Origin of the sequence: Umezawaea endophytica, from assembly GCF_025061645.1 — a bacterium.
Classification (GTDB): domain Bacteria; phylum Actinomycetota; class Actinomycetes; order Mycobacteriales; family Pseudonocardiaceae; genus Umezawaea; species Umezawaea endophytica.
Window position 1 is genome coordinate 329,111 of the sequence record NZ_JANYMP010000007.1, and the last position, 19,373, is coordinate 348,483.

Genomic DNA, 19,373 nt, shown 5'->3' on the forward strand with positions numbered 1-19,373 from the left:
GTTCTCCTCACGTGAGAGCGGCGTGCACCTTCCGCACGGCCGTGGCGATGTCGTCGACGTCGGCGTCGGTGTAGTTCTCGTTCCAGAACAGGACCAGCAGCGTGGTGGCGAGCAGCCGTTCGGCAACCGGGCAGAGGCCGGGGCCGTAGCTCCAGTCCTTCCTGGACGGTGGGCTGGACAGCGGGAACGTGGAGTTGCCGTAGATCCGGCCGTTCGCGAGCACCGGCGAGGCGTAGGCGGGGTGGTCGAACAGCCTGCCCTCGGCGAGAATTCCCTCGGCCCGCAGCGCGGACGCCCAGCGCAGGTTAGTGCCGCCCGCCAGCGCCGGGTCGAGCACCAGCGGGAACGACCAGAAGCTGTGGCCGGTCTCCTCGGGCAGACCGACGCCGGGCAGACCGCGCAACGACTCCGCCAACCGGCGCGCGGTGCGCCTGCGGCGCTCGACCACGTCGCCGAGCCGCCCGAGCTGCGCCTTGGCGACCGCGCCCTGCAACTCGGTCATCCGGTAGTTCATCCCGAACGACAGGTGCGTGCGGGCCGCCGTGTCGCGCGGCCGTCCCTTGTCGCCGAACAGCCGCAACCGACGCGCCAGGACGGGGTCGTCGGTGATGGCCAGCCCGCCCTCCCCGCAGGTGATGTGCTTGTACTGCTGGAGGCTGAAGCAGCCGACGTCGCCGACCGTGCCCGCGAGCCGTCCGGGCGCGGGTTCGGTGAGCAGCGCCTGCGCGCAGTCCTCGATCAGCATGATCCCGTGCCCGCGGGCGATCTCCGCCAACTCGACCACGGGCGCGGGCGCGCCGAGCAGGTGCACGGCCACGATCGCGCGGGTCCGCGGGGACAGGCAGCGCTCCACGCTCCGCGGGCACAGGTTGCCGGTCAGCGGGTCGACGTCGGCGAACACCGGCACCGCGTTCTGCGCCAGGATCGCGATGATCGTGCCGAAGTCGGTGACCGGCGTGGTGATCACCTCGTCGCCCGGATCCGGGTCGAGCGCGCCGATCGCCATGTGCAGCGCGGCCGTGCCCGAGCTGCAGGCCACCGCCTGGCCGACGCCGTGCAGCCGGGCCACGTCCGACTCCAGCCCGGCGACGTGCGAGCCGCCGAGCGCGTTGAGCCTGCCGCTGGTCAGCACCTCCCGCACCGCGGCGCTCTCCTCCTCGCCGAACGTGCGCCCCGCCGCCCCGGTCGCCACCGGGAACGGCCGGGTGCGCACCGGGGTCCCGCCGTGCAGGGCCAGCCCGTCGAGGGTGCTGGTCACCCGACGTCCCAGGTGACCGGGAGGCTGTGGGTGCCGTAGACGACCATCGTCTCCCGCAGCGGGACCTCCGCCGCCGGTACGGCGAGCCGCAGCGTCGGGAACCGGCGCAGCAGCGCGGTGAGCCCGATCCGCAGCTCCGCACGGGCCAGTTGCAGACCGGTGCACAGGTGCGCGCCGCCGCCGAACGACACGTGCCCGGCCGCCGAACGGGACAGGTCCAGCACGTCGGGGTCCGGGAACCGCACGGGGTCGCGGTTGGCCGCGGCCAGCGACATCGTGACGGACTCCCCCGCCTTCACCAGCGTGCCCGCGACCTCGACGTCCTCGACCGCCGTGCGCACCGGTCCGATGTGGCTGACCGTGAGGTAGCGCAGCAGCTCCTCGACGGCGCTGTCGACCAGCGCCGGGTCGGCGCGCAGCGCGGCGAGCTGCTCGGGGTGCTCCAGCAGCGCGAACACGCCGAGGGTCAGCGTGTTCGACGTCGTCTCGTGGCCCGCCATCAGCAGGATCATCGCGACGGTGACCAGCTCGCCGTCGTCCAGCTCACCGCTCGCGACGAGCCTGCCGAGCACGTCGTCGGTGGGCTGGTCGTGCTTGGCCCTGATGGCGGTGCTCAGGAAGTCGATCATCGACACCCAGGAGGCGACGGTGTCCTCCTCCGACGCGCTCAGGTCGAACAGCGTGTCGGAGTCGTGCTGGAACCGGTCGTGCTCGGCGTAGGGCAGGCCGAGCACCTCGCACATCAGCAGCGACGGCAGCGGCAGCGCGTAGGAGCGCAGCAGGTCGACCACCGGGCCCTGGCGCTCCATGTCGTCGAGCAGCGACTCGGCGATCTGCTCGATCCGCGGCGCCAGCTCGTTCGCCCGCCGCAGGGTGAACTCCGACGTGAGCAGCTTGCGGTACTTGGTGTGCTCCGGCGGGTCGAGCCGGGTGAACATGCCGGGCAGCACCTCGGGGATCTCCACCCGGTCCATGGCGAGCGTCGGCCGCACCAGGTCCGCGCGGTGGCTGAACCGGGGGTCGGTGAGCACCGTGCGGACGGCGGCGTAGCCGGTGGCGATCCAGCCGAGGTGCCCGTCGGGGAAGGAGAACCGGCTGATCGGCGCGGCTTCCCGCGCCCGGCCCAGTTCCTCCGGCGGGTCGAACGGACAACTGCGCGCGGTCGGGATCGACCGCATTGTGCTCCCGGTTTCCACAGCAGATCACTCCAAGGCATTCGCCGAAGTCGCAAGGGGAAATGCGGGACATTCCCACCGCATCGACGGAGATGCTGGCACACCTTCGAGCGAACCCGCAACGACCTCCTCGTACCCATTCCCGTCGAATTCGCAGTCTTTTTGTTCCGACTTTGTCGTTCAACGCCAAGAGCTCGACGTCGTACAACGTTCCGTGTTAGGGAGTCGGACCGGAACACGCCGCGGGCGGCGCTCCCCCGTCGTGGAAGTCCCGCGCCAGCGCCCGGCACAGCTCGCCGAGCGCGGCCTGGACGTCGGTGGTCCACGGCGTCACGGTCAGGTCCCGGCTCGCGCTGGCCAGCGTGCCGTCCGGGCTCCACGCCAGGTCGGTCACCGGCCCGGTGTGCCCGGACAGCACCGCCCACCGGGTGAGCGTGGCGGCGTCGAGCAGGGTCACCGTGTCGTCGTGGTCGAAGGTCGCGATGAGCCGTCCGTCGGGGCTGTAGGAGAGGAGGCTGAACCGGCCGCCGGGGTCGGTCAGCTCCCCGGTCCGCCGGTGGGTCGCGGCGTCCCAGAGCACGACCCGCCCGGCGCCGTCGTGGTAGGTGGTGGCGGCCAGGACCGTCCCGTCGGGGCTGAACACGACGGTCGACGCGTGCCCGTCCTCGGCCACGACGACCTCGTCGCCGGTCTCGGTGTCCCAGACCAGGACCCGACCGCGCTCGGTCGCGACGGCCAGTGACCGGCCGTTCGGGCTGTAGCTGACGTCCAGCGCCCCGTCGCCGTCCACGGCCCGGTCGCGGTGGCTCCCGGTCGCGATGTCGACGAACCGCACGGTCCTGGCGTCCACGATCAGGGCCAGCGTCCGCGAGTCCGGGCTGAACACCGCCTTCTCCACCACGTGCCCGTCGAGCACCACCCCGACCTCGGCCAGCGTGGCGGCGTCGCGCAGCACCACCCTGCCCCCGTAGCCCGCGACCACCCACCGCCCGTCCGGGCTCACCCACGGTCCGCGCGTCTCCAGCGACGATGTCCCGCCGCCCGGCGCGGACGCCAGCGGGGCGCGGGTCTCGCGGTCCCAGACCAGCAGCGACCCGTCCGCGCTGCCGCTCACGACGTTGCCGCCGACCGGGTCGAACGCGACCCCGCTGACCGTGTCGACGTGCCCGGTGAACGGGACGCGGGTGCGGTCCCAGAGCAGGAAGCCGGACTTGCTGCTGCCCGCGATGAACCGGCCGTCCGGGCTGGACACCGCGCCGCCGACGCCGTGGTTCTTGTTCCGCAGGAGCTGGCCGACGCGGGCCCGGCGGGCCAGGTCCCAGACGGCCACGGTGCCGCCGATGTCGACCGAGAACAGCCGTCCGCCGGTCGGGTCGAACTCGGCCTGGGCGACGCTGTCCACGTGGTCGAGGTCGGCCACCCGCTGCCGGGTGCCCACGTCCCACAACCGCACCGACCGGCCCGCGCCTGCCGTGGCGATCGTGCGGCCGTCCGGGCTGAACGCCACCGAGGTCAGCAGCCCCTCCGGTGAGGGCAGGGTGCCGACGGCGCTGCCCGTGCGCAGGTCCCACAGCACGACCCCGCCGCCGTCGGTGAACGCCAGCGTCGTGCCGTCCGGGCTGAACGCGAGCGAGCCGGATCCCGCGCCGGTGCCCGGAGTGGTCACCGGGCGGGCGTCGCGGGTGTCGAGCAGCCGGGTCGCACCCGCGTCCGCCACCGCCACCGCCCGGCCGTCGGGGCTGAACCGCAGCTCGCGGACCGGGTCGGTGGAGGACGCGCCGCGCGCCACCAGCGAGCGGTCGGCCAGCCTCCAGATCAGCACCTCGCCGTCCTCGGTGCCCGCGGCGACCAGGGTGCCGTCCACGCTGACCGCGACCACCAGCACCTGGCCGAACGAGCCGGTCAGCTCGTCGCGGCGGGTGCGCTCGGCGACGTCCCAGAGGTCGACGTGCCCCGGTCCGCCGGGAGCGGCGAGCAGGTGGCCGTCGGGCGTGAACGCCGGTTTCGTGCGCACGTCCGACGGCGAGGGCAGCAGCGCCTGGTAGTCACGCCGCGACGCGAGGCTGAGCACCTCGCTGCGCGCCTCGACCGTGGGGTAGCTCTGGTAGGCGTCCAGGCTCGCGCGCATCGCGCGGGCGACGTCCTTGCCCGCCAGCGTCTCCGCCTCGGCCGCGAGTTGCCGCGAGGTGCTGACCAGGCCTTCGCTGATGGCGTCCTGGCGTTGCCGGACGGCCACGACCGTGACGGCGACGGCCACCACGAGCAGCGCGGACAGCGCCGTGGTGAGCCAGCGCAACTGCCGGTTGCGGCGCTGGCGCAGCGCCTGGTCGAGCGCCTCGGCGTGCCTGCTGGAGTCGAGGAACGACCGCTCGTGCGCGGTCATGTCGTCCTCGTGCCGCTTGGCCCAGTCGCCGGTGACCGCGAGCCGGACGCCCCGGTAGAGCGCGCCGGGGTCGCGCCGCACGGCCTCCCAGGCTGCGGTGGCCTCGGTGAGGCCCCGGTGGACGCGGATGTCGGCGCGGTCCTCGGCCAGCCAGTCGCGCAGCCGCGGCCACGAGCGGATCAGGGCCTCGTGCGCGATCTCGACGGAGTCCTTGTCCAGCACCACGAGCCGGGCACCGGCCAGCGCGTCCAGCACGGCGGCGGTGTCCGGGTCGTCGTCCAGCTCGCCGCACGGCACCCGGCGGCGGGTGTCCTCGTTGCCCTCGCCGAGGGTGATCAGGCGCAGCAGGATCTGCCGGGCACGCCGCTGCCTGCCGGGATCGAGCGCCGTGTAGACGTGCTCGGCGGTCTGGGCGATGGCGCCGTGGATGCCGCCGGACGCCTCGTAGCCGGCCACGGTCAGGGCGTTGCCGCGCCGCCGCCGCCAGGTCTCCAGCAGGGCGTGCGACACCAGCGGCAGCATCCCGGCCTGACCGGTCGCGTCGGCGACGAGCTTGGCCAGCAGCGGCCCCTCGACGGTGCACCCGGCCTGGACGGCGGGTTTGATGATCGCCCGCGGCAGCTCGTCGCTGCTCATCGGACCGACCGCGACCTGCGCTTCGGCCAACGCGCGAGCCAGGCCCGCGTGGGCGGCGCAGCGGTGGTAGAAGTCGGCCCGGATGCCCACCACGACCCGGCGCGACCCGATGTCGGACTCCGCCTCGGCCAGCAGCGCGTCGATGAACCGGGTGCGCTCGGACTCGTCGCGGCAGAGGGTGAACACCTCCTCGAACTGGTCGACCACCACCACGAGTTCGTCGCCGGGCGGGTGTTCGTCGAGCAGCCGCGCCAGCTCGCGCAGGGGCCGGGCGCCGGGCGTGAACAGGACGGCCCGCAGCCCCGGCAGCAGCCCGGCCCGCAGCAGCGACGACTTGCCCGCGCCGGACACGCCGAGCACGCCCACGAACCGGTGGTCGGCCAGCCGGGCGCGCACCTCCTCGACGAGCCGTTCGCGGCCGAAGAAGCGGGCGCTGTCCTCGGGCTGGAACGCCGCCAGCCCCACGTACGGCGAGGCCGCGTCGCCGTCGCCCGGCTCCTCCTCGGCGCTCAGCCGGGCGGCGAGGGCGTGCCAGCGGGCCTCCCACTCGACGGGGTCGCCGCCGCACGCGCGGACGTAGGCGAGCGTCACCGCGAGCACGGGCAGCTTCCGGCCCCCGGCGGCGTCGGACAGGGTCGCGGCCGAGTAGTGCGCGACCACGGCCAATTCCCGATAAGGCGGGCTCCCGGCTTTCTCCCGGACCTCGCGCAAATCGGCGGCGAATCTCAACAACGGGCTGTCGCCCACATCCAATGGGCGTTCACGACGTGGCATGTGCACCATCCCCAGATTTCGCGCCCATTGTCCAGACGTTGTCGTACAGCGTCCAGGCACCGACATCGAACAACGAATCGGCACTAGACAAAGCGGCAGGACACAGGGCAACGAAACAGGGGACGCACCGTGACCCGTTCCGCACGTTTTCCGCTGACAGCGGCCCAGCGCGACATCTGGGCGGCGGCCTCGCGCCTCCCGCACCTCGCGCAGCACAACTCGGTGGCCCTCGACCGGCTCACCGGGGACGTCGACGTCGCCGTGCTGCGGACGTGCCTGGCGCGGGCGCTGGACCGCAACGACGCCCTCCGGCTGCGCTTCGACGAGCACGACGGGGTGCCGTACCAGTGGCCGGACCCCGAGCCCGCGCCCGCGGAGGTCGTGGAACTGGCCGACCGGGAGACCTGCGACGCGTGGATCGACGCCGTGTTCCACCGGCCGTTCCCCCTGCGCGGGGGGCCGGTGGTGCGGGCGGCGCTGCTCGTCGAGGGCACGGCCGCGGTGCACGTGTGCATCGCCGCGCACCACGTCGTGGCCGACGGCTGGGCCCTGCACCAAGCGCTCACGCAGGTGGTCGACGACTACGCGCACGTCGTGCGCACCGGGGAGCCGCTCGACCTCCCCGTGCGCTCCTACCTGCCGTTCGTCGACCGCGAGTGCCGGTACCGGGAGTCGGCGGACTTCGAGGCCGACCGCGACTTCTACCGGGGTTTCCTCGCGGGCGTCGACCCGGTCCTGTTCCCCCGCAAGGCGATGAGCGGCGCGCGCGCCACCGCGCGGCACCGGTTCGTCCTGCCGGGTGAGCTGATCGACCGGATCCGCGCGGGCGGGCACTCGCCGTTCACCGCGGTCACGGCGGCTTTCGCGGCTTACCTGGCACGGGTGCACGGGGCCGACGAGGTCGTGCTCGGCGTGCCGTCGCTGAACCGGCGGACCTTCGCCGACAAGCAGACCGTGGGCCAGTTCGCGAGCACGATGCCGCTGCGCCTGCCCGTGCCGGGCGACCGGACGCTGCGGGATTTGGCTACGGAGGTCCGAACCAGGACGTACGGCCTCAAGAGGCGCGACCGGCTGTCGATGGGCGACCTGCTGCGGGCTCTGCCCGCCGGGTCGCCCCGCGGGCTGTTCGACGTGACCGTCTCGTACATGCGCTACCCCGGACGCGCCGCCATCCCCGGCGTGGCCCGCGACATGGCGGGCGTCGGGCACTCGCACGACCAGGACGCGCTGGCGGTCGTGCTGACCGAGTTCGACGACACCGCCGACGTGGTGGTGGACCTGGACTACGCGTGCGACGTGTTCGACGCGGACTTCCCGATCGAGGCGATGGCGCGGCACGTGTACGCGCTGCTGGACAACGGGCTCACCGACCCCGAGCCCCGGTTGGCCGCGCTGCCGATGCTCACCGCGGCCGAGCACGCGCGGCTCGTCTCCGCGGACGCGCCGACCGTGCCGGTCAGCGACCGCACCCTGCACGAGCTGATCGCCGAGCAGGTCGCGCGGGAACCGGGTCGGGTCGCGGTCGTCGGCGACTCCCCCATGACCTACGCGGAGCTGGACGTGCGGGCCGACCGGGTCGCGGCCGGGTTGCGCGCCAACGGGGTCGGGCCGGACGACCGGGTGGCCGTGCTGCTGCGCCGGGGGCGGCCGCTGCTCGTGGCGCTGCTGGGCATCCTCAAGGCGGGCGCGGCCTACGTGCCGCTGGACCGCGGGTACCCGGAGGACCGGCTGCGGTTCATGCTGGCCGACAGCGGGGCGAAGGTCCTGCTGGTGGACGGCCCCACCTCGCTCGAAGGGCCGCTGGTGCGGCAGGTGGACGACCTCACCGGCCACTCGGACGCCGTCGCGACCGACCCCGACGGGCTGGCCTACGTCATCTACACCTCCGGGTCGACCGGGCGGCCGAAGGGCGTTGCCGTCGAGCACCGGTCGGTGGTGAACCGGCTGGAGTGGATGCAGCGGCGGTACCCGATCGACGAGCGGGACGTGCTGCTCCAGAAGACGCCGGTGTCGTTCGACGTGTCGGTGTGGGAGCTGTTCTGGTGGGCCCTCACCGGGGCCAGGCTGGCACTGCCCGCCGCGGGCGCGGAGAAGGACCCGGCCGAGGTGCTGCGGGCGATCGGGCGGCACGGGGTCACCGTGGCGCACTTCGTGCCGTCGATGCTCGGGCCGTTCCTGGACGAGGTCGAGGCCCGGCCGGAGCTGGCGGCCTCGCTGCGGCGGGTGTTCTCCAGCGGCGAGGCGCTGTCGCCCGCGCTGGTCGAACGGTTCTACCGGGTGCTCGACGGCGCGCAGCTCGTCAACCTGTACGGCCCGACCGAGGCGACGGTCGACGTGTCGTTCCACGACTGCGTCCCCGGTCCGCGCGTCCCGATCGGCAGGGCGATCGACAACATGCGGCTGTACGTGCTGGACCGGCACGGCTCCCCGCAGCCCGCGGGCGCGCCGGGTGAGCTGTGCGTGTCCGGTGTCGGGGTGGCGAGGGGCTACCTGGACCGGCCGGAGCTGACCGCGGCGAGGTTCGTGCCCGACCCGTTCGCGCCGGGACGGCGGATGTACCGGACCGGCGACGTCGCCCGGTGGCTGGCGGACGGGAGCCTGGAGTACCTCGGCCGCGAGGACGGCCAGGTGAAGGTCCGCGGCAACCGGGTCGAACTCGGCGAGGTGCGCGACCGGCTCGCGTCCTGCCCCGGCGTGCGCGACGCGGTCGTCGTGGACCGGCCCGCGGCCCACGGCGTGCGGCTGGTCGGGTACTACGTGGCCGACCGGGAGGTCGACGGCGTCCGTGAGCACCTCGCGAAGGCGCTGCCGGACTTCATGGTCCCGGCGCACCTGGTGCGGATCGACCGGATCCCGTTGACGCCGAACGGGAAGGCCGATCGGGCGGCGCTGCCCGATCCGACCCGCCAGTACGTGGACGCCCCGCCGACCACGGCGGTGGAGGCGGCGCTCGCGGCGGTGTGGGCGGAGGTGCTCGGCGTGCCGACGGTGGGCGTGCACACCGACTACGCCGCGCTCGGCGGCGACTCGATCCTGTCCCTGCGGATCCGCGCCGAGGCCGCCGCGCGGGGTCTGCACTTCAGCCTGTCCGACCTGGTCGGACATCCGACCGTGGCCGCGCTGGCCACGAAGGTCACCGCGGGCGAGGACGTCGTCGCGCTCGCGCCGTTCGACCTCGTCCCCGCCGTGGACCGGGCCGGGCTGGCCGAGGCCGTGGACGCCCATCCCGTCACGGCGTTGCAGCTCGGCCTGCTCTACCACAGCCGCGCGCACGAGAAGTCCGCCGTGTACCACGACGTCTTCCGGTACACGCTGGGAATCCGCTGGCACGAGGCGGAGTTCCGCCGGGCGTTCGCCGCGCTGGTCGGCAGGCACCCGGTGCTGCGGTCGTCGTTCGACCTGACCGGGACGCCGTTGCAGGTCGTCCGCGCCGAGGTCGACGGCGGGCTGGACGTCGTGGACCTGCGGGCGGTCGACCCCGCCGAGGCCGAGGTGGAGGTGCGCAAGCACATCGAGGACCGGCGGTACCACGACTACGAGTTCGACCGGCCGCCGCTGTACCTGTTCCGCGCGCACGTGCTCACCGACGGCCGGGTGGACCTGGTGCTGAGCTTCCACCACGCTGTCCTGGACGGCTGGAGCGTGGCGAGCCTGGTGCGCGAACTGCTCCAGGACCACCTGCACGCCACCGGGGCGGGCATCGGGCCGGTGACCGACGTCCCGCCGTCGACGGCCGCGCGGCACGTCCTCGACGAACGCCGGGCGCTCGGCTCGGAGGAGTCGCGGCGGCACTGGCGGCGGCTGCTGGAGGGCACCACGCCCGCGCTGCCGACCGGGTTCGGCCCGCACGCGGCGCCCGGTGGCCGCGACCTCGTCGTGCGCTCGACCGCGCTGCCCACCGGTCTCGACGCCCGGCTGCGCGGGTTCGCCCGCGAGCACGCCGTCCCGGTGAAGTCGGTGCTGTTCGCCGCGCACTGCCTGGTGCTGCGGATGTTCTGCGGGCAGGACGCCCTGGTGACCGGGTTGGTCACCCACACCCGGCCGGAGGAGGCGGGCTCGGACCGCGCCGCGGGCCTGTTCCTCAACACGCTCCCGGTGCGCGTCGACGGCACGCCCGGCACGTGGCTGGACGTCGTGCGCGAGGTGCGCGGGCAGGAGGTCTCGGGGCACCCGCACCGGCACTTCCCGATCAGCGAGATCCGGCGCGACCACGGCGGGCCGGTGCTGGAGACCGCGTTCAACCACGTGCACCTGCACGTCGTCGAGCCGGTGCTGGCGCTGCCGGAGGTGGAGCTGCTCGGGTTCGAGGTGTGGGAGGAGACGAACTTCGCGCTGGTGGTCACCGCGTTCGTCGACCCCATTAACGCCCGCGTCCGGGTGCGGGTCGACTGCGAGGCGCCGCGGTTCACCCCCGACCAGGCCGAACTGCTGCTCCGCGCGTACACCGACCTGCTCACCAGGGTCGTCGACCGGCCGGACGAGCCGGTCGACTTCGGCTTTCTGTCCACCGAGGAGCCGCCGGACGTCGTGCGCGAGTTCGAACGGCGGGTGGCGCTGGCACCCGACACGACCGCGCTGTCCTTCGGCGACGACACCTGGACCTACCGCGAGCTGGACCGGGCGGCGAACCGGGTGGCGCGCCACCTGGCGGCGCTGGGCGCCCCGCGCGGGGCGCGGATCGGCGTGGCGATGGACCGGTCGTTCGAGATGATCGCCGTGCTGCTGGGGATCGCGAAGTCCGGCGGCGCGTGCGTGCCGCTCGACACCGGCTACCCCGCGGCCCGGATCGCCGCGGTGCTGGAGGACGTCCGGCCGTTCCGGGTGATCGTCCACGAAGGACACACCGGCCTGGTCGCCGACACCGCGGTCGTGCTCGACCCCGAGGAGTTGCTGACGGGTGACGGGGAGCCGGTGGCACTGGGGGTGTCACCGGAGGACGCCGCCTACGTGCTCTTCACCTCGGGGTCGACCGGCACGCCGAACGGGGTGGTGATGCCGCACCGGGCGCTGGCGAACCTGGTGGCGGGCCAGAACCGCTCCGCGACCGGGGTCGTCGGCGGCCGGACGCTCCAGTACGCGCCGATCGGGTTCGACGTGTCGTTCCAGGAGATCTTCTCCACGCTCTGCGGCGGCGGCACGCTGGTGCTGGTGTCCGATGTGGATCGACGCGACCCGGTGTCGTTGCTGCGGCTGGTGGACGGCGCGGGGGTCGAGCGGATCTTCCTGCCGTACGTGGCGCTCCAGCAGCTCGCCGAGGCCGCGGACGCGCTCGGGCGGGCACCGCGCGCGCTGCGGGCGGTGATCTCCTCCGGCGAGCAGTTGCGGGTAACCGACGAGATCCGGCGGTTCTGCGCGTCCGTGCCGGGTCTGCTGCTGGAGAACCAGTACGGGCCGACCGAGACGCACGTCGCGACCACGTACACCATGTCCGGCGACCCCGCGGACTTCCCGGCGCTGCCCCCGATCGGCAGGCCGTTCGACGGGCTGCGGGTGCGACTGCTGGACGAGCTGTCGAGGCCGGTCCCGGTCGGCGTGCGCGGGGAGATCCACATCGGCGGCGCGGGCCTGGCCACCGGCTACCACGACCGGCCGGAGCTGACGGCCGACCGGTTCGCGCACGTCGACGGCGAACGCCTGTACCGCACCGGCGACCTCGGGGTGCGGCTGCCCGACGGCGACCTGGTCTGCCTCGGGCGCCGGGACGCCCAGCTCAAGATCCGCGGCTACCGGGTCGAGCCCGCCGAGGTGGAGCTGGCGATCTGCGCGCTCGGGTTCCACGAGGTGGCCGTGGTGGCGCGGCAGGAGAACGGCGAGGCGCGGCTGGTGGCGTTCCTCGTCGGCGAACCGGGCGACGCCGAGGAGCTCCGGGCCGCGGTGCGCGCGGTGCTGCCGGAACACCTGGTGCCGACGCGCTTCCAGTGGCTGCCGAGCCTGCCGTGGACGCCGAGCGGGAAGCGCGACGACGCGGCGCTGCGGCGGATCGCGCCGACGGCGGCGGTCGCCACCGTGTCCGCGCCACCGCGCGACGAGCACGAACGGGCGCTGGTCGAGGTGCTGGCCGAGCTGATCGGGGTGCCGGGGCTGGGCGTGCACGACGACTTCTTCGCGCTGGGCGGCACGTCGCTGACGGCGATGCGGCTGGTCGTGGTGCTGGAGAAGCGCTACGGCGTGCACATCCCGCTGTCGGCTTTCGTCGCTGCCCCGACGGTCGCGGAGTTGGCCAGGCGCTTGCGGTCCGACCACGCCACCGCGCGCTTCGACCCGCTGGTGCCGATCCGCGAGCACGGGACCCGGCCGCCGGTGTTCCTCGTGCACCCGATCGGCGGGAACGTCCTGTGCTACCTGCCGCTGGCCCGGCACCTGCCCGGTGACCGACCGCTCTACGCGTTGCAGGCGGCCGGGAGCGAGCCCGGCACCGAGCCGCTGCGCGTCGTCCGGGACCTCGCCCGCTCCTACCTCGACGCGGTGCGCCGCGTGCGCCCCACCGGGCCGTACCTGATCGCGGGCTGGTCGTTCGGCGGGTTCGTGGCCGTGGAGATGGCCCGGCTGATCCGCGAGGAGGGCGACGAGGTCGAACGGCTGGTGCTGATCGACACCATCGCCCTGGCCGCGGGACCGCGCGACGAGGTGTCCGACGACGTGCTGCTGACCTGGTTCCTGTGGGAGCTGCTGCGCGGCGACGAGGTCCCCCGGCTGCCCGGCGGCGACCGGTTCGAGCACGCCGCCCGGCTGGCGATCGACGCCGGGGTGCTGCCGCCGGGCAGCCCCGCGGCCGTGGTGCGGCGGCTGTTCGGGGTGTTCGCGGCGAACTGGCGCGCGGTGCTGGACTACCGGCCGGACGTGCTGACCGAGGACGTCGCGCTGATCCGCGCCACCGCTCCCCTGCCCGGCCTGCTCGAACCGGCGCACGACGCCGCCCGCAGCCTGCACCGCGACCCGGCAAACGGGTGGGGCGGACTGGTCGGCGGCCGCCTGGACGTCGTAGACGTGCCCGGTGACCACCTGGAGATGATGGAGGAACCCCACGTGCGCGCAGTCGCGAACGCGCTGTCCGAACTCCTCGATGGCGAGGACCGGTGACCAAGGCGATCGTCGTCGGCGCGGGCATCGGCGGACTGGTCACCGCCGTCGCCCTGCGCCGCGTCGGCGTCGAGGTCGAGGTGTACGAGCGGGCGAGCGAACCGCGGGTTTCGGGCACCGGGCTGTCGATCATGAGCAACGCCGTCGCGGCGCTGCGCGGGCACGGCATCGAGCTGGCGCTGGAGGACCGCGGCCGGGCCATCGAGACGTTCCACCTCAACACCTTCGACGGCCGTCCGATCAGGGCGGTGCCGGTGAAGTCGATCGGTGAGCGGCTCGGCGCGCCGAGCGTGTGCGTGCACCGGGCCGATCTCCAGGCCGCGCTGCTGGAGGCCGCAGGCGACTGCCCGATCGAGGTCGGGGCCGAGGCGACCGGCTACACCGCCGACGGCGACGGGGTGCGGGTGGACTTCGCCGACGGCCGGACGGCCCGCGGCGACGTGCTGATCGGGGCGGACGGGTTCCACTCGGCGGTGCGCGGGCAACTCGTCGGGCCGGAGACCCCGCGGGACGCCGGGTACCTGTGCTGGCTGGCCACCGTCCCGTTCCGGCACCGAGCGCTGCCCGCCGGGCACGTGGGGCACTACTGGGGGCGCGGCAGCCGGTTCGGGCTCGTCGACATCGGGCACGGCCGCGTCTACTGGTGGGGCACCAGCGACGTCCCCGTGTGGGACGGCGGCAAGGAGCAGGTCCTGCGCGCCTACGACGGGTGGGCGGAGGAGGTGCGGGCCGCCATCGCGGCCACGCCCGCCGACGCGATCGTCGGGCTGGCCGCGCGCGACCGGCCGTTCCTGCGCAGGTGGGGCGACGGGCCGGTGACCCTGCTCGGCGACGCCGCGCACCCGATGCTGACCAGCCTCGGCCAGGGCGCCGGCATGGCCGTCGAGGACGGCGTCGTACTCGCGCGCTGCCTCGCCGGGACCGCGGACCCGCGGCGGGCGCTGCGCCGCTACGAGGACGAGCGGCGGGCGCGCACCCGGCAGGTGGTCAGGGCCTCCCGCGCGCTGAGCCGGTTCGAGCAGGCCGGGCCGCCGGGGGCGCGGCTCGTGCGCGACACGTCGTTCCGGTGGATGCCGGAACCGCTGCTGCGCAGGCTGAACGAGTCCGCCCTGACCTTTCCCGCCACGACAGGAACGAGGAACACGTGACCGAGGTCAACCGGCCGCTGAGCCCGGTCGAGCGGTGGTACTGGCTCGCCGACCGGTTCTCGCCCCTCAACGTCGTCGCCCGCGTCCGGGTGCGGGGAAGTCTCGACCCGCGGGCGGTCCGAATAGGACTCGACGCGCTGCAAAGCAGGCATCCGTTGCTGCGCACCACGATCGTCGCCGACGCGGCCGACGCGAACCCGGAGTTCGTCGCCACTACGGGGATCCCGATCCCGCTGCGGGTCGTCGACCGCGACACGAGCTGGGAGCACGAGGTCGACGAGCACGAGCTGGTCGACCGCGTGGACGCGGTCGCCGGTCCGCTGTGCCGCGCGGTCGTGCTGCGCCACGGCGACGACGTGCAGGACGTGCTGCTCACCGTGTCGCACACCATCTCCGACGCGGTCACCGCGCTGTCGCTGCTGCGGGAACTGCTGGAGTTCGCCGCACGGCCGGGGTCCGCGGTCCCGCTGGACCCGCTGCCCGCGCCGGAGGACCTGTTCCCCGCCCGGCACCGGGCGCTGGGCGGTGCGCTGGGCATCGCCCAGCGCGTGCTGCCTGACCAGCGGAAGCTGAGGCGCGCCGCGCTGCGCCGCCTGGTGCCCAGCGCGGCGGTGCCCGACGAGCGGCGGCGGTCGCGGTTCGTCCACCGGGCGCTGGACTTCGCCCAGCTCGACGCGCTGTCGCGGTCGTGCAAGCGGGAGGGCGCGACGGTGCAAGGCGCGCTGGCCGCGGCGATGATCACCGCGGTCGCGCGGGACGCGGAGGTGGCCGAGCGGTGCGAGTTCGCGATCGGCTCCCCCGTCGACTTCCGCGACGAGCTGGCGCGGCCGGTGTCGGACCGCGACGTCGGCGCGTACATCGCGACCGTGCCCTCCTTCGTCGACTTCCGACCGGGAGCCCCGTTCTGGCCCATGGCCAAGACCGTCAGCGAGGACGTGGCCCGGCGCAAGCGGCGCGGGGACCACTTCGCGGTCATCAACCTGCTGCGCTGGGTCTGCCCGCACGACCTCGCCGGGAGCGCCTCGTTCCGCGGGCTGGTCGAGGCGCAGGGACCGGGAAACCTGTGCCTGTCCAACATCGGCCTCCACCACTTCCCCGACGTGATCGGGCCGTGGCGGCTGTCGGAAGCGCAGTTCGTGGCGGGCCCCTCCCTCAGCGGGTACCTCGTGGGGACCGTCAACACCAGCCACGACCAGCTCTCGTGGAACTTCTCCTACGTCGACGACGCCGTGCCGACCGACCGCGCGGAGCGGATCGCCACCGACAGCGTCGACGTCCTGCTCGCGGCCATCGGGAAGGCGTCATGAGGATCTCACCGGACGACCGGACGGTCGTCGTCACCGGAGCGTCGTCCGGGCTCGGCAAGGCGTGCGCCCTGCACCTGGACCGGCTCGGCTACCGGGTGTTCGCCGGCGTGCGCCGGGACACCGACGGCGACGCGCTGGTCGCCGCCTCGACCTCCGGCGGGCTCAGGCCGCTCGTGCTGGACGTGACCGACCCGGCGGCCGTGCAGGCGGCGGTGAAGACCGTCGGCGGCGGGCTGTGGGGGCTGGTCAACAACGCGGGCGTGTGCGTGCCCGGACCGCTGGAATGCCTGTCGCCGCAACGGCTGCGCGACCAGTTGGAGACCAACGTGGTGGGCGCGGCGACCGTGACGAGCGCGTTCCTGCCGCTGCTGCGCGAAGCTCGCGGGCGGATCGTCAACGTCAGCTCCGGCCTCGGCCGGATCGCCTCGCCCTTCCTCGGCGCGTACGCGGCGTCGCAGTTCGCGAAGGAAGGGCTCAGCGACGCCCTGCGGCGTGAACTGCGGCCGTTCGGCGTGGCGGTGGCGGTCGTGCAGCCCGGCGCGATCATGACGCCCATCTGGACCAAGCTCGCCGCCCAGGGCGACGACCTGCTGGACACCGCCGACGCGGGCGTCGCCGACCTCTACCGCGCACCGTTCCGGCACTTCCTGGCCGCCAACGACGAGCGCGCCCGGCGGAGCGGGACCGTGCCCGACGACTTCGCCAGGACCGTGGCGCGCGCGTTGGCGGCACGGCGGCCGAAGTCCCGCTACCAGGTCGGCCCGGACGCCCGCGCGGGCGCCGTGCTGTACCGGCTGCTGCCCGATTCACTGCTCGACCTCGTGTTCGCCAAAGCCGCGTCCCCCGGAGGCCACCGATGACCACGTCGTTCGCGCAGTCCCTGCGCCTGCGCACCATGCTGCTGGGGTTCAAGGCCGTGACCAGGCCGCTGGCGTGGCGCGGTGACCCGATGGCGCGGATCCTCACCGCGGGCCGCGACACCGACCCCTACCCGTTCTACGAGGACGCCAGGGCGCTCGGGGACCTCAGCCGCAGCGGGCTGGGTTTGTACGTGTCGGCGTCGCACCGGGTCAGCGACTCCGTGCTGCGCGACCCGCGGTTCGGCGTGGACACGCGGGCGTCGCTGATGGACATGAAGAAGATGCTGCTCGACAGCAAGGGCAGGCGGCCGATCCACCCGGTCGACGACTCGTTCATCGCCCTGGACCCGCCCCGGCACACCCGGCTGCGCCGCACCGTGGCGCCGTGGTTCACCCCGCGCGCGCTGCGCGACCTGACGCCGCTGGTGGAGAAGGTCGTCGGGGAGTTCCTCGACGAGGTCGAGGGCCGCGACCAGTGGGAGCTGATGGACGACTTCGCCGCCCGCATCCCCATCCGGATCATCTGCGAGATGTTCGGCATCCCCGAGATCGACTACGCCCGGTTCATCCGCTGGGGCACCGTGCTCGGCGCGACCCTGGACGGCATCCGCTCGGCCGCCGAACTGGCCCGCGTCCGCGCCGCGCTGGTCGACCTGGAGGCGTTCTTCGTCGACCTGCTCGACGGTCGGCGGCGCAACCTGGGCGACGACCTGGTCAGCAGCGTGATCAGGGCGCAGTCCGGGTCCGACGAGTTCCTCCGCGAGGACCTGCTGGCCACCTGCGAACTGCTGATGATGGCCGGGTACGAGACGACGCTGAACCTGATCGGCAACGCCGGGCTGGCCCTGCTCACCCACCGCGAGGCGCGCGAGCGGGTGATCGCGTCGCCCTCGTCGGCGGACAACGCCGTCGAGGAGGTGCTGCGGTGGGACTCCTCGGTCCAGTACACCGTGCGCGCCGCGGTCGAACCCGTGACGCTGGAGGGCGTCGACCTGCCCACCGGCTCCCTCGTCGTGCTGCTACTCGCGGGCGCCAACCGCGACCCCGACGTCTTCCCCCACCCGGACGTCCTCGACCTCGACCGCCCCAACAGCCGTGACCACCTGTCGTTCTCCTCCGGGATCCACTACTGCGTCGGCGCGGGACTCGCGCGCCTGGAAGCCGCCGTGGGGATGCGGATGCTGTTCGAGAGGTACCCAGACCTGCGAATCAGCGGGCCCGTGGTGCGGCGCCGGTCGCGCAACATCCGGGGGGCGCTGAGCATCCCGGTGTCACCGCGGTGACAGCGTCTGCGGCGACGACAACCGGGGTGCGCCCGCCGGTCATGCTGTCGCGTGCGGCCGTACCGCGGGTTCGAGCAGCGCCAGTGTCCGCTGCCCCGCGTCGAGTGCGACGCGGATGCCGACCGGCATCGGCAGGTTCGGGCCCGCGTGGCCGAACTCGACGTTGCCCAGGACCGGGATGTCGCGGTCGCCGAGGACGTCGAGGACGATCTCGGCGAGGCTCGGGGACGCGTCGGGCGTCTCGAGTCCGTCGATCGCGTGGGGAACGCCCACGACCATCCCGGAGATCCGATCGAGGATGCCGCAGTGCCGCAACACGTGCAGGTAGCTCCACACGTAGGACGCCAGGCCGCCCATCTCCTCCCAGAACAGCACCGCGCCGTCGAACCTTTCGAGCGGGAGCGCGTAGGGCGTTGCCTGTGCCAGCACGATGCGGTTGATCACCCCGCCGATCAACGGGCCTTCGGCACAGCCCGCGCGCCAGCACTCCCACGACGGACTGGTGGGCAGTGCACCGATCGGCTCAGTACCGGTCAGCAACCTCGCGTAGAGCGTCTCAAGTTCCGCCTGACGCGCCGCGGGGACGGCCTGCCAGTGCCCGCCAAGCCCAGAAGTGGCCAGATCGGCGTGAAACCCCACCAGGCCCGTGCGCGCGTGAAGCACCACGAGATGTCGCTGTAGCCGAGAATCGGCTTGGGGTCGGCGACGACGGCGTCAACGTCGATCAGGTCGAGGTAGCCGAGCACCGTCTGGCCGCCGTCGTGCGCGATGATCGCGCGCACCTCGGGGTCGCGCAGCAGGGAGTTGAACTCCTGGGCGATCTCCGCAGGCGTGGCAGCGCTCCACCAGCGGTGCCGCCCCGCCTCGATCAGCGGTGCTCGACGCACGCGAAATCCCATCCGCTCCAGCACGAGCACCGCTCGTTGGAGGTCGGGTTCGTAGGCGGCGTGCAGCGGCCCGGACAGCGACGCGATGACAACCAGAACCCCGGGTCTGAGGGCACGGGGGCGAACCAGCTTTCGCCCTGCGGAACCGGTCACCGGCGCAGTGTTCCCGGCATCCGCGACGACGCGCGACGCATTTACGACCGCATTGAGCCGGCCCCCGCTGCGGAGTCAGTAACCGGGGTGTGGCCCTTGGCGCGGCCCCGGCTGCGGGGGGTCCTGCCCAGGCTGTGCGTGTTCGCGTTGCTTCTGCTGGTCGAGACGACGCCGGACCCGCTCGAGAGCTTCCTCGGGTGTGGGCCTGGTGGATGGGCGCGTGCGTTCCGCAGAGGTCGTGTGGGTGGGGGCGGATTCTGGTGGTGGCTTTTCCTGAAGGTGCTCGGAGGGTGCAGTGGCTTTGCGGGTGAGCAGTTCGCGGGCTCGGCGCGCGGCGTCGTAGGCGGGGTTCGAGGAGTTCGTCGGCGGTGTCCCCAGCGGGTCGGGGCCGGTGATGGCGTGCTGTTCGCGGTAGGCGGCGATGGTGGT

The 19,373-nt window shown here is 73.6% G+C and carries 10 protein-coding genes; 5 read left to right on the plus strand and 5 right to left on the minus strand.

The genetic code is table 11. The annotated features are described in order from the left end of the window. Positions 1 to 7: 7 nt before the first annotated feature. The 3 genes from NZH93_RS17855 to NZH93_RS50705 form a co-directional block, all read right to left on the minus strand. Positions 8 to 1,258, minus strand: coding sequence for a DegT/DnrJ/EryC1/StrS family aminotransferase (locus NZH93_RS17855; protein ID WP_259624230.1), 1,251 nt, complete (start codon positions 1,256 to 1,258; stop codon positions 8 to 10). After that, the gene (locus NZH93_RS17860) at positions 1,255 to 2,436 is read right to left on the minus strand and encodes a cytochrome P450 (protein ID WP_259624231.1); all 1,182 of its coding nucleotides are present in this window, start codon (positions 2,434 to 2,436) and stop codon (positions 1,255 to 1,257) included. Before NZH93_RS17860 ends, NZH93_RS17855 begins: the two co-directional genes overlap by 4 nt. A 214-nt stretch (positions 2,437 to 2,650) precedes the next feature. Then, on the minus strand, positions 2,651 to 6,112 hold the full coding sequence (locus NZH93_RS50705; protein ID WP_259624232.1) for a WD40 repeat domain-containing protein: 3,462 nt from the start codon (positions 6,110 to 6,112) through the stop codon (positions 2,651 to 2,653). A gap of 243 nt (positions 6,113 to 6,355) precedes the next feature. Between NZH93_RS50705 and NZH93_RS17870 the strand changes: the two genes are divergently transcribed. Genes NZH93_RS17870 through NZH93_RS17890 form a run of 5 tightly spaced genes read left to right on the plus strand, consistent with a single transcriptional unit; the run spans position 6,356 to position 17,904 of the window. After that, complete coding sequence (locus NZH93_RS17870; protein WP_259624233.1) at positions 6,356 to 13,306, plus strand: non-ribosomal peptide synthetase; 6,951 nt, start codon at positions 6,356 to 6,358, stop codon at positions 13,304 to 13,306. After that, positions 13,303 to 14,454: an FAD-dependent monooxygenase gene (locus NZH93_RS17875; RefSeq protein ID WP_259624234.1), complete on the plus strand. Its 1,152-nt coding sequence runs from the start codon at positions 13,303 to 13,305 to the stop codon at positions 14,452 to 14,454. The genes NZH93_RS17870 and NZH93_RS17875 overlap by 4 nt, the downstream gene beginning before the upstream one ends. Then, positions 14,451 to 15,761: a condensation domain-containing protein gene (locus NZH93_RS17880; RefSeq protein ID WP_259624235.1), complete on the plus strand. Its 1,311-nt coding sequence runs from the start codon at positions 14,451 to 14,453 to the stop codon at positions 15,759 to 15,761. Before NZH93_RS17875 ends, NZH93_RS17880 begins: the two co-directional genes overlap by 4 nt. Further along, positions 15,758 to 16,621, plus strand: a complete 864-nt coding sequence (locus NZH93_RS17885; protein ID WP_259624236.1) for an SDR family oxidoreductase — start codon at positions 15,758 to 15,760, stop codon at positions 16,619 to 16,621. Before NZH93_RS17880 ends, NZH93_RS17885 begins: the two co-directional genes overlap by 4 nt. After that, positions 16,618 to 17,904 (plus strand): cytochrome P450, encoded by a 1,287-nt coding sequence (locus NZH93_RS17890; RefSeq protein WP_259624237.1) that lies wholly within the window; start codon positions 16,618 to 16,620, stop codon positions 17,902 to 17,904. Before NZH93_RS17885 ends, NZH93_RS17890 begins: the two co-directional genes overlap by 4 nt. A 39-nt stretch (positions 17,905 to 17,943) precedes the next feature. On the opposite strand, the gene NZH93_RS17895 is transcribed toward NZH93_RS17890, so the two are convergent. Both NZH93_RS17895 and NZH93_RS17900 read right to left on the minus strand, forming a co-directional pair. Further along, positions 17,944 to 18,444, minus strand: coding sequence for a S66 peptidase family protein (locus NZH93_RS17895; protein WP_259624238.1), 501 nt, complete (start codon positions 18,442 to 18,444; stop codon positions 17,944 to 17,946). Beyond that, positions 18,438 to 18,944, minus strand: a complete 507-nt coding sequence (locus tag NZH93_RS17900) for an LD-carboxypeptidase (protein WP_259624239.1) — start codon at positions 18,942 to 18,944, stop codon at positions 18,438 to 18,440. Before NZH93_RS17900 ends, NZH93_RS17895 begins: the two co-directional genes overlap by 7 nt. Positions 18,945 to 19,373: the final 429 nt, after the last annotated feature.

Bases quoted from the DNA above. Each gene is read 5' to 3' on its own strand.
- NZH93_RS17860 (WP_259624231.1), bottom strand. From the start codon at position 2,436: ATGCGGTCGATCCCGACCGCGCGCAGTTGTCCGTTCGACCCGCCGGAG.
- NZH93_RS17885 (WP_259624236.1), top strand. From the start codon at position 15,758: ATGAGGATCTCACCGGACGACCGGACGGTCGTCGTCACCGGAGCGTCG.
- NZH93_RS17890 (WP_259624237.1), top strand. From the start codon at position 16,618: ATGACCACGTCGTTCGCGCAGTCCCTGCGCCTGCGCACCATGCTGCTG.